This is a genomic window from Legionella sp. (genome assembly GCF_049790535.1).
Lineage (GTDB): Bacteria > Pseudomonadota > Gammaproteobacteria > Legionellales > Legionellaceae > Legionella.
Genome location: NZ_JBAQZB010000097.1, coordinates 1 through 11,122, shown reverse-complemented (window position 1 = coordinate 11,122; position 11,122 = coordinate 1). Strand labels below are relative to the sequence as shown.

Genomic DNA, 11,122 nt, shown 5'->3' with positions numbered 1-11,122 from the left:
GAGATTATGCGGATGTTTAAAAAAGGACAGTTCAATATCTGGTTGTATGGAACTCGAACCGAAGTATCTTTCATCAAGGAACAGTTCGGCCTATACAGTTGAGATCTGCCTGAAAGTTAAGATTTTTAAAATGAATCTTTTTTCAACGGAGCCATTTTTTACGTTTAAAAATCTTTTTATTAAACGATGAAATTCCCCTGAATCTCTTCTTCCATAAGCTATATTTATGGATTTGCGACTTTTTTGGGATATACTAATCACATTTGCCTTAATACCTACGTGATAACAGAGCAAACGTGATGGATTCATCAAAATTTTTTGTTAGGAAATTATTTACAAGATAGTTCTGGCTATCAAATTGATGGTGTTATTTGGCATGAATTTTTATCGATAGATCCTATCAAAAAAGAAAATGGGCACACAATTTGCTAATCAATCCAGTATTGCTCAATCTATGGTGGTGATAATCGATTTTTCGACCCAACATTAGAGGAAAAACTAGAGCTTTATAGTGGCTTGCGCAATGTAACCGCTATACGTGAACACATGGTCTGGGATAATGAGACCTATAAAAAACTTCGCAAAACGTCCAAACCTTTTAGTTACGTAGCAAAAGAGCTTGGGGTTTTGTGACCCAATGGTTATTTAAGGCTGATCTAAGCTACTTGGTGTAGTCCTTGATTTAGATTCTGAGCATGACAACCTGCAACTTATAAACCGACTCTGGTTATATCGACTCTAAATTCTGTGGGTAATCCTCGAAGCGCAGGCTGGGCAAAACCGCATTCAAGACTTTTTTGTATTTTTTCTTCAGTAAAGAGCTGAAATTTAAGCATTAACAATAATTCCATGAGTTGCTATTACAGAATATTTAGTCTACAGTTAACAGGATGGTTTAGAAAAAATTAAATGGAGAATGGATATGACTCAATATAAACAAGGACAAGACCAAGACCAACAAGGCCATGGTAAGAATCAAGACCAACAAGGCCATGGTAAGAATCAAGACCAACAAGGTCATGGTAAGAATCAAGACCAATCTAGAGAGCATGGTCATAATGAAGATAAAATTCACAACAACCCGATGGGTGGTAAAAGATTTTAAGGGTCTATGACGAACAAAATAAATAAAATGGGTAATTGGTTTGGGATTACTCTAGCTTTCCAAACCTGAACCATTAATTTTAGCAACATCTTAATCCTGATTTATGAAAGACAGAATATTACGTAAACTTTCAGTTTAGTGACATTAACCATAAATTGTCATTCAGAAAACGAACTCAAATCAGCAGCTGATGACACAATGACAAAAACACAGAAATTGGCTGCAAACACTTTCTCTTTTGCAATAGTATAAACAAAATTCATATGCTACATTTATCTCATATGGAATTTCAAGGAGGAACAAAATGCTGGGTACAATAATACTTGTTGGTTTAATACTGGTTTTAATTGGAGCCTTACCAACTTGGGGGCATAGTAGGGAATGGGGATATGGACCATCAGGGCTTATAGGTACTATTTTAATAATTTTTTTAATATTATATTTGCTAGGTCGCGTACCTTTTTAGGTTGTTTTTTAAATTTGAGAAAAGGAGATTAGTCATGAAAGGAATTTTGAATTTAATTGTTACTAGTATTTTTGTTATAACTGCATCAACAAGCATGGCTGCGTCTGAAGCGAAAACAGGGCTTCATTCACATTGGACTTGCACCACAAATGCAAGCAGCAGTTCGGCACATTCTGATAAAAAAGCTGATGATGAAATGGCAAAAAATAAAGCGTCTGCTGCAAGTGCATTTGCTTTTGCATCGTCTCATTGTAGGGATTGCACAAAAATTACTTGTGAAGTACAAAGTAAATAAATTCTTAAAGTACGATTATTTTAAGTCCTATGCTTTTTGAGTATGGGATTTAGTCTTGTCAACGGTGGCAAAGACGTTTTGAAAATGATTTCATTTGATAGATAATTATTATTCCATTAAAATACAGAGTATTTCTAAAATAATTAGAAAAGTTATGCTATTAGTTTTGTAGTGGCTTTCAGTAGAAAGATAGAAAGTACTTAATAACAGATAATTTCGTAAAACAAAACTTCTAAGTATTTCAACACCCTCCATCTAAAAGATCGCTTGCTGCCGCTCTCACATGAGATTTTTGTTAACGATTCCTAGTATTCATATTCAACTGCTCTGTCTCATTATTCTGAAGTTATCAATACACCTAGATATTAGATTCAATAAAGCAAATCAGGTACAATAGACTACTCTTCAATTGTTTTATTTCTCAATAAGATATATCAAATACTTAGGGGCTGCAAAATATCATTTGATTAATCAGAGAGTAACTCGCCTATAAAGGATACTTCGTATAGAGTTTCAAAAATAACTTTGATAATTACCATTAGGGTTTTACCGCATATCCAGTATTTATTAATGTGTTGATATAAGTAGAAACGGTTCTATGGTATTTTATTACATCATCTACAAACCATTATTCAGAAGCATCGGCATTTAATTCAGACTGAAAAAATAATTTGTATATAAAAAGCGCAGAAATACCCGCTAGGGCGCAGAATATACTTGCTAACAATATACCCAACCGAGCTGAATTATTAAGATTTTCATTGAATGCTAAATTAGCTATAAAAATAGCCATTGTAAACCCAATTCCGGTCAATATACTGCCACAAGCTAATAATATCCAGTTAAGAGATCTAGGTCTCTTCGCTAACCCAAGAAATTCAGCTATAAAACTAAAACCAAAAACCCCTACAGGTTTCCCCAGAATGAATCCTAAAAAAACAGATAGAGTAACTCTATTAGTAAAATCTGAAAAAGATATCAACACTCCTGCATTAGCTAGCGCAAATAGGGGCAAAATTAGATAACCAATCCATGGGTGCAATAGGATTTCCAGTCGCTCGACTGGAGAAAGGGTTTCACGAACAGCTACTTCAGCAATGTGTAATGCTTTGCGATCATTGGTATCCCCGCTCCAATGTTCTCCTGGAGGATAAGAAACCATATGCTTTAAAATTTTATGCAATCGTGCATCATTTACCCACGTATCAGTTGGGGTCATTAATCCAAGAATAATGCCAGTAATGGTGGGGTGAATGCCAGATGCATCAATTGAAATCCATATCAGGACTCCAATACAAAAAAAAGCGATTATACTGCGTATCCCTATTTTTTTCATTAGATACACGAGAATAAACCCTATTACTGATGTAGCAAGAGCCATCCAAGTAATCCCATGGTTATAACCAATAGCAACAATCAGGATTGCACCAATGTCATCAATAATAGCTAATGACAACATAAACATTCGCAGACTTTGAGGAATGTGTTTACCAAATAAAGCCAAGCATCCAATCACAAAAGCGGTATCAGTTGCCATAACTGTACCCCACCCATTTTGTCCTGGTTCACCTATTTGGAGTATGAAGTAAAATAGGGGTGGGACAAGCATCCCACCAATAGCTGCGATAATGGGAAGTGCTGCCATTCTAGGATTTCGTAGTTCACCTAACACCAATTCTCTTTTTAATTCTAAAGACACAAAAAAGAAAAATAAGGTCATTAATCCATCATTTATCCAGTCATGGATTGGACGAGCAAATTCAAAATTCCCCAGGTGAATTCCTAAGGATATTTCCCAAATAGATAAAAAAGACTCAGACCAAGGAGAATTTGCTAAAAGTAGTGTAGTAATAGTGAAGAACAAGAGTAAGCCAGCTGTACTTGTCTCAATACGAATAAATCTATCTAATGGTCTAGATACCCAGTGTATGAGCTCTTTAGGTAACTGTGGATTTGGTGGCACTTAGTCATCCTTTAATCAATAATTATTAGACTATTACAAAGTAAGCTCGCTTTATTTGTTCCAATGCTTTTGTATAACATCAAACACATGAGAAGACGCTTTTAATTAGGCTCATTACTCTGCTGTGTTTAGAAGACACTGTTGATCTTCCAAATGGAACTTATCTTGCAATTTCTGTTACACCTATGCCCTTCAATCCTCATCAGTTTGAAAATCAATATCGGAGTTTTATAAGAAAAGTGCTGTGGACATTGACTCACTGTTATTGAATAGTAGCATAAAACACACTAAACACAGAGCACTAAAAGGGTAAGTAAGGAAAATAAGGTTTTAATGTAATGAACCATCCCCCCACTAAGTTGGAATTTAATATAACCAGCTGAGTATTCGAATTTGGATAATTTGAAATTGGATGGGAGATTCATAATGAATATTAGCTTATTAGGACTAGATATAGCCAAGAATATTTTTCAATTACATGGAGTTGATAGTGCGGGCAAGAAAGTATTTAACCAACGAATTGAGCGTACTAAGTTGTCAGAATACATTGCTAATTTGCCTGTATGCACGATAGCAATGGAATTTTGTGGTGGTGCAAACTATTGGGCGCGTGTTTTTCAGAAACAGGGTCATACAGTAAAATTAATTAGTCCACAGTATGTAAAACCTTTTTTTAAGACCAATAAGAATGATACCAATGATGCGGAATGGTCACCATATGGCAGCTTGATTAGGATTAGTTCCTCAACAATCCTCTAGCGGTACTAAACAAATTTTATTAGGTATTAGAAAACGTGGGGATAGGTATTTGCGAACCTTATTAATTCATGGAGTCAGAGCAGTGCTGAGTCTTTGTAAAAATTTAAATAGTAAATAGGGTTGAATTACAAATCTGAGGCAAAAGCGAATTACAGGTAAATTATGGAGATAAGAGGTTAAATTCGATTCACATAATCTACAATTAATTCTATTTCTATAGTGGCTATTGGTAAAATTTGTTATCAGTAAGCTTTAAATTTGATTTTTCAGATAAATTTTAATTACATTTTTTCTTCAAAATGATATGAATATGAGAATAGGATCTCTAATTTTAAATCCATGTATTCAGATTTCGAATTCCTAGTAACATAATCAAATTTACATAGATTTTAATTAACTTTATTTAAGTTACCAGTTAAGTTACTATTTTATTATGTTATCAGTAATCAACCCCATTAGTCACATAATCGAACGTTTATGTGACTCAATATACTACAGGATAAAAAATGCTCATTGGATACGCGCGCGTCTCAAAATCAGATGGTTCACAATCAACTGATTTACAATCGGATGCTTTATTAACTGCTGGTGTTAAACCAGAATATATTTATCAAGATTATGCATCAGGAAAACGAGATGATAGGTCTGGATTACAAAATTGCCTTAAAGCACTCCGCGAAGGTGATACCCTTATTGTCTGGAAGCTCGATCGACTCGGACGAGATCTTCGTCATCTTATTAATATTGTTCATGATCTCACTTCAAGAAATATTGGCCTAAAGGTACTCACAGGTCATGGAGCAGCTATTGATACAACAACGCCTGCCGGAAAATTAGTATTTGGTATTTTTGCAGCCCTTGCCGAATTCGAACGAGAAATGATTAAAGAGCGAACGATTGCAGGCATGCAAGCTGCAAGAGCACGTGGACGAAAAGGTGGACGCCCTTATAAAATGACCGCTGCAAAACTCCGCCTGGCCATGGCTGCTATGGGAAATACTGAAACTAAAATTGGTAGCTTATGTGAAGAGCTTGGGATTACAAAACAAACATTATATAGACATGTATCGCCCAAGGGTGAATTGCGTGATGATGGAAAAAAATTATTTGGAAATATTTAATCATCGAAAATAATGTTTTTTGAAGGTATAGAAAGCATATTGAAAAACGAAAATTAAATGTGTTGATAAAAATTTAATTATTCATTGATTAAAAGATCGTTTTATGGACCGTACGATCCTATCCATGAGGTGCACTTACTATTTATAGATCAATTTAAAACACAAATGTTTATTTAAAATACTGAGGATAAGTTCTCGGGATCAACACTACTACTTAAAATATAAAATTTCTTTCTTCTATTTTTCTCAATAAATACAATGTTCCATTCTATTCTGACATAGACTCTTCTTTGATTGCATCACTGTAATTTTATAACTGAAGACTTCAGATCTTTAAAGAATTTGATCCCTCCTGTTTTTTAAAGGTCACTATTAGATTGGAATCCTTTGTCTTTATCTCCATTGAATTGGGATCATACCCATTTGGCAATTTAAAAGACTGATTATAATTGCGTTGAGAATAACTATAGCTTTTGTTTCCATTTTCAGTATGTGTCATTTTCTGCATGAGATGGGTATTAATAATCAATAAGCCATCTTTAACAGAAACATCGACTTTACTATCTGTGCCTTCAGGCTGTTTAATCTTGTAAATGAGCTCGTTGCTTCGTTCTTCCACTTGAATATCATGTGAAGAACCTAAAGAATTTTTTGAGTTCATAAAGTTAAACTGATTATTATTAATTTGTGTAAACTGCTGTTGTATTAGCCTGTTCATAGCTTGTTGCATTGTCCTGATTTGATTAAATACATCATCATTGGATTGAAAAAATGGCTCGTCATCAAATGGAAATGCAATTGGATTCGTGCTTTCCTTCACTTGAGTAGTATCTTTGGCATTAACCATCGACATCATTGCGGTAAGTGTAATCGCACAAGATAAAAATAGAATAAGTTCTTTTCTCATAACAACCTCCTTCTTGCTTACAATAAATTGACTTCTACCTATTTGAAAATGTAAAAACAGGACAATGAACTACTAGCCTGCCTTCGAGAGTCAGTAATCTGAGCTGCGATTAAAGACGCCCTCAACTGGCTCGACTCATTGAGTCGCTTTTATAATCATGCAGATAATTAGAGTAGCCTTTATTAAACAGCAACTTCTTTTTATAGTGTTTCTCTAATAATTGCTCTATAGCTAAAAAACTATCGCGTATGGCTATGAATAAATTAGGATTCTGCTTTTTACTAATCAGTTCTTTTCTAGGTATAGTTATATTGATAGATACATTATACAATTTGTCTTTGTGCGTATTTTTTTTAGCTAAATCTATGACTACTTTACATTTATTTATTTTGCTGTAGGTTCTTTCCAGCTTATTAAAATGTCTATCGATATGGTAATTAATTGCTGGTGTGGATGAAATACCACGGACTGTAGTTTGTACTGTTGGCATAGTTTAAATCCTCTTAACTCTAATTTATTAAAGGCAAAAAATCTAAACAAAAATTAAGCTATTTTATTTCTAGTTACGTAAGTTCATTACTAGCACTAATTGGTTATAAAGCCCTCCATAAAAATAAATGGTATCTATGACATAAGGGCAAAAAATTCATTTTCAAGAGTATATTTTTTAAAATTTTTCTCTGATTCTTTGCTTCATATTCAGACTAATTTGCCCCTTATTCCTACAATTAAATCTACCGGTTGAAGTTATAAAATTTGTCCCCATTATAAGACTTGAAAAGCTTTTAATAATCAGGTGAAAAAATGGAAAATAATTTAAAAACCATGCTTTTTCTAGGTGCCTTAACGGCACTATTAGTATTCATTGGTGGGGTTCTAGGTGGACACACAGGAATTCTAATCGCGCTATTGTTTGCAGGGATTATGAATTTTTCAGCCTATTGGTACTCCGATAGTATTGTATTGAACTTATATAATGCTCAATTAGCACCTAGCACTCATTTTGTTTATAGAATAGTTTCAGAGCTCGCTCACCGAGCAGGTACACCTAAGCCTAAGGTTTACCTCATCAATAACCTAAATCCCAATGCCTTTGCTACAGGTCGCAATCCACAAAATGCGAGTATTGCAGTAACTATCGGCTTACTCGAACAATTAACTAAAGAAGAAATTACAGGAGTTTTAGCTCATGAGCTCGCTCATGTTATCCATTGTGATACATTAATTAGCGTTATCAGCGCCACTATTGCAGGTGCTATTAGTGGACTTGCTAATATGTTGATGTGGTTTCCTGTGTCCTCTCATCATAGCAATGATGGAGAACAGAATGTGCATTCGATTGTTGGAATAATCATAATGATTCTTGCACCAATTGCCGCAGGACTTATTCAAATGGCTATCTCACGCTCTAGGGAATTTGAAGCTGATGCTGGAGGGGCGCGAATTTGTGGTAATCCGCATTGGCTTGCTAAAGCTCTGATTAAATTAGAACAAGCGCGCCATCAACAGTATTTTACTGAAGCAGAAACTAATCCAGCAACAGCGCATCTATTTATCGTTAACCCACTAAATGGAGAGAAACTTGCGAACTTATTTGCAACGCATCCTTTAACTTCGGAGCGAGTTGCCAGGCTTAGAGCTATGCATTAAGAAAATATTCTCATCAAAATTTTAGGTATCAATCTTGAATTTTATATAAGAATCCCTATCTAAGAATTAACCAAAAACATATTTAAGGAGACAGCATGAACACATTAAGAAGAACATTGCCCATGTACCGTGATATGGGCCATTTTCTCGATGATTTTTTAACCTGCAATAAGCAAGATGACTCTTCCTACATTGAAACAAGCACTTGGTCGCCTTTGGTGGACATTAAAGAAGAAAAAAACTGCTTTTTAGTCATCGCAGATATTCCTGGGGTAAAAAAAGAAGATATTAGTATTTCTTTAGAGCAACACGTTCTTACCTTAAAAGGTGAACGCCAATTTGAAAAAACGGAACAACATCAAGGTTATACACGAAGAGAACGTACTCAAGGTCAGTTTTATCGTCGTTTCAGTCTTCCTCAAACTGCAGATGATGCTAAAATCACAGCGCGCTATACCCATGGGGTTCTTGAAATCAAGATTCCTAAAAAAGAAGCTGCGGCTGAGAAAAAAATCGAAATCAGTGTAGAAGAATAATCAAGTAGAAGGGGCCTTTCGGGCCCCTCCCTTCATGCCACCATAGAGAGAGAAGATGCGGTACCAGTTCTGGACCTGCAACTCGGCAGTACTTAGCATACGAATAAGCATCTTGTTAATGCCAAGACCACCATAATTTCATCTCAATAGTTCCGCCTCTAAGCATTATGGGAACTATTCAAGGGACATAAAAATGAGTGATACCAAAAAAATCCGAAAACCAAAAACAGATACCACTGTTCACAATAATAGTCCTGACGTACTCATTAAGGAAATCAGCACGCTTAGAAGCCAAAAATCATGTTGCTCGTGAGTACAATTCTACGCAGGCATTACTTTGTTGGCTAATTGGTAAGCGTATTGATGAAGAGGTTTTAAAATCAGAACGAGCAGAATATGGGGAAACTACAGTTGCCTCATTGTCTACATACTTAACTCATTCATATGGCAAAGGTTATAGCGACCAAACTTATTTAGAATGATCCGTTTTGCCAAATTATTCCCAAGTCGTGAGATTGTCTCAACACTGTCGAGACAATTGTCTTGGTCTCATTTTATTTTAATTTGCAGTTTAATTCGGTTTCATCAAAATCCATTTGCATTTTATTGTTGGTTCATTTGCAAAATAATTCAAGCACAGCTGAATCTGTTTTCAAGCACTAACAGATACCCATGCTTCTAGGAACTTTTATATGTCAAGCAAAAAGGAAATGCAACCCAATGAAGATCGTGAGATCGCACTATTATCAATGGCATTGCATAACGATTATTCGAAAATTAATTGATCACGACAAAGCCATGTAGCGCGAGAATATAATTCAACCCAGGTCTTGTTGAATTGGATGATTGGCCGCCGTTCACTGGCTAAATAAGAGATATTTTATTTTGATTAATAAAAAATGCGATTTTATTTAAATGACATTTATCATTTAAAGTTGCTATATACTGCTCAAGCGTTTTGGGTGGCTTTCTTAATTTTTGATAACATTCTTTAATCGTGCTTAAAAAACATTCCTTATTTTTTTGCACAATCTCTATAAATAAATCATCAGGATGACAAGCCTTAATGTTAAACATTGATAAGTAATCTACAGGAAAATCTTTTAGGTTAGCTGTAAGGATTAATTTTGACTTAGAAGCAATAGCTGCTGCTAAAACGTGTCTATCCTTTTCATCAGGTAATATTAATTTCTTTTCAATTGATTCATAATCTTCAACAACAGAATCTAATAATGCCTTATTCATATCATTTTTAGTTTTTTCCAACCTATCCCTGCTCAAATCAGGCCTATTTTTAATTAAATTATCAATCCATTCATTTAACACTCTATCAGACCACTTTAATTGAACTAAATCATTTAATGCGCATCCCATTAGTAAATCTCTAATCGGAGCTGGATAGAGAATGCAAGCATCACAAAAAACAATCAAATGTGCCATTTTAATATCCAAGATCCAAATCTTGTGCCTCATCTACTAATTTTTGCATAATTTTTTTTCGCTCTTTTAAAGATTTTTCTTTATATGATAATAAATCATTCTTATAAATTCGTCTGTTACGCCCTACTTTAAAACTAGGCAACTCTTTGGTTTCCGTTAATTTCACTAAAAAAGGTCGAGACACATTTAATAAATCAGCTGCTTGTTGTGTAGTCAGAATTTCCTCTTGCTCAGTCTCATCAAAAACCTTTCCTTTAGAAAGCTCTTTAAGCATATCAACTAAAGGATTAACAATAGAAACAGGCAATTCAACCAACTCATTATTGATGCTTATAGATATAGAGCCTTTAAAATTAACTAACCCTTTTTCTAAGCGAACACAGGCCTTTCTCGCCATTTTCTTCTCCTGCTTAGGATCGGTCTTAATTGAAATATGCTGTAAGTTCATAATTTCTCCAATGCTCTTTATATAATAAATTATAGCAACAATATATGAATTAAACAAATTAATCGAAATACTCAAAATTGCATTCGATAGGGAAATAAAATGGGGCAAATGCGAACTACTGTTCTATAAATCAGTCTGGAATTGGTGTTGCAGATAATGTCCATTTGATGGAACATTCCATTATCTCCCAAATATCAACTATTAAACATCCAGTAAATCTGGATCATGAACAAGTTTATCTTTATCTATACGTGATAACTTTTTAATAGAACGCTCCACTTTCATTGCTTTTAATTTACCTTCTTTGATTTCCCAAAACTGAGCAATTTTTAGTGGCTTAAAACTACGTGTGTATTTACATCTTCCCGTACCATTAACATGAGAGAAATAACGCTTTTCAAGATTATTTGTATAACCTGTATAATAAGTATT

At 34.4% G+C, this 11,122-nt stretch carries 13 protein-coding genes and 2 pseudogenes; 9 read left to right on the top strand and 6 right to left on the bottom strand.

Going from position 1 to position 11,122, the window contains the following annotated elements:
• The first annotated feature begins 922 nt into the window (after positions 1-922).
• From WA877_RS05805 to WA877_RS05795, 3 genes are all read left to right on the top strand, one after another.
• Entirely contained in the window at positions 923-1,105 is a 183-nt protein-coding gene (locus tag WA877_RS05805) for a hypothetical protein (RefSeq protein WP_425169987.1), read from the top strand.
• A gap of 304 nt (positions 1,106-1,409) precedes the next feature.
• On the top strand, positions 1,410-1,571 hold the full coding sequence (locus tag WA877_RS05800) for a DUF3309 family protein (RefSeq protein ID WP_425169986.1): 162 nt from the start codon (positions 1,410-1,412) through the stop codon (positions 1,569-1,571).
• Positions 1,572-1,605: 34 nt separating this feature from the next.
• Positions 1,606-1,866 carry a hypothetical protein gene (locus tag WA877_RS05795; RefSeq protein ID WP_425169985.1) on the top strand — a complete coding sequence of 87 codons (261 nt, stop codon included), beginning with the start codon at positions 1,606-1,608 and terminating at the stop codon, positions 1,864-1,866.
• Positions 1,867-2,494: 628 nt separating this feature from the next.
• On the opposite strand, the gene nhaA is transcribed toward WA877_RS05795, so the two are convergent.
• The gene (gene nhaA, locus WA877_RS05790) at positions 2,495-3,829 is read right to left on the bottom strand and encodes a Na+/H+ antiporter NhaA (RefSeq protein ID WP_425169984.1); all 1,335 of its coding nucleotides are present in this window, start codon (positions 3,827-3,829) and stop codon (positions 2,495-2,497) included.
• Between the two features lie 426 nt (positions 3,830-4,255).
• On the opposite strand from nhaA, the gene WA877_RS05785 reads away from it, so the two are divergent.
• The 3 genes and pseudogenes from WA877_RS05785 to WA877_RS05775 all read left to right on the top strand — a co-directional run bounded on the left by WA877_RS05785 (position 4,256) and on the right by WA877_RS05775 (position 5,709).
• On the top strand, positions 4,256-4,588 hold the full coding sequence (locus tag WA877_RS05785) for an IS110 family transposase (RefSeq protein ID WP_425169983.1): 333 nt from the start codon (positions 4,256-4,258) through the stop codon (positions 4,586-4,588).
• A pseudogene (locus WA877_RS05780) lies at positions 4,560-4,688 on the top strand (transposase); the annotation flags it as partial. The gene WA877_RS05785 and the pseudogene WA877_RS05780, both read left to right, overlap by 29 nt.
• A gap of 406 nt (positions 4,689-5,094) precedes the next feature.
• Positions 5,095-5,709: a recombinase family protein gene (locus WA877_RS05775; RefSeq protein ID WP_425169982.1), complete on the top strand. Its 615-nt coding sequence runs from the start codon at positions 5,095-5,097 to the stop codon at positions 5,707-5,709.
• Positions 5,710-6,034: 325 nt separating this feature from the next.
• On the opposite strand, the gene WA877_RS05770 is transcribed toward WA877_RS05775, so the two are convergent.
• Together WA877_RS05770 and WA877_RS05765 are read right to left on the bottom strand one after the other, a co-directional pair.
• Positions 6,035-6,616, bottom strand: a complete 582-nt coding sequence (locus tag WA877_RS05770; RefSeq protein WP_425169981.1) for an Hsp20/alpha crystallin family protein — start codon at positions 6,614-6,616, stop codon at positions 6,035-6,037.
• A gap of 121 nt (positions 6,617-6,737) precedes the next feature.
• Positions 6,738-7,106: an HPF/RaiA family ribosome-associated protein gene (locus WA877_RS05765; RefSeq protein WP_425169980.1), complete on the bottom strand. Its 369-nt coding sequence runs from the start codon at positions 7,104-7,106 to the stop codon at positions 6,738-6,740.
• A gap of 314 nt (positions 7,107-7,420) precedes the next feature.
• Between WA877_RS05765 and htpX the strand changes: the two genes are divergently transcribed.
• The 3 genes and pseudogenes from htpX to WA877_RS05750 all read left to right on the top strand — a co-directional run bounded on the left by htpX (position 7,421) and on the right by WA877_RS05750 (position 9,484).
• On the top strand, positions 7,421-8,266 hold the full coding sequence (gene htpX / locus WA877_RS05760) for a zinc metalloprotease HtpX (protein WP_425169979.1): 846 nt from the start codon (positions 7,421-7,423) through the stop codon (positions 8,264-8,266).
• 95 nt (positions 8,267-8,361) lie between these two features.
• A complete protein-coding gene (locus tag WA877_RS05755) occupies positions 8,362-8,802 on the top strand; it encodes an Hsp20/alpha crystallin family protein (protein WP_425169978.1) in 441 nt (146 codons plus the stop codon).
• A gap of 197 nt (positions 8,803-8,999) precedes the next feature.
• Positions 9,000-9,484: pseudogene (locus tag WA877_RS05750) on the top strand (DUF1016 N-terminal domain-containing protein).
• Between the two features lie 182 nt (positions 9,485-9,666).
• Here WA877_RS05750 and WA877_RS05745 read toward each other — a convergent pair.
• From WA877_RS05745 to WA877_RS05735, 3 genes are all read right to left on the bottom strand, one after another.
• Complete coding sequence (locus WA877_RS05745; RefSeq protein ID WP_425169977.1) at positions 9,667-10,242, bottom strand: PIN domain-containing protein; 576 nt, start codon at positions 10,240-10,242, stop codon at positions 9,667-9,669.
• A gap of 1 nt (position 10,243) precedes the next feature.
• Positions 10,244-10,690, bottom strand: a complete 447-nt coding sequence (locus tag WA877_RS05740; protein ID WP_425169976.1) for a helix-turn-helix domain-containing protein — start codon at positions 10,688-10,690, stop codon at positions 10,244-10,246.
• Positions 10,691-10,891: 201 nt separating this feature from the next.
• On the bottom strand, positions 10,892-11,122 hold a 231-nt coding region (locus tag WA877_RS05735; RefSeq protein ID WP_425169975.1), incomplete at its 5' end, for a GIY-YIG nuclease family protein.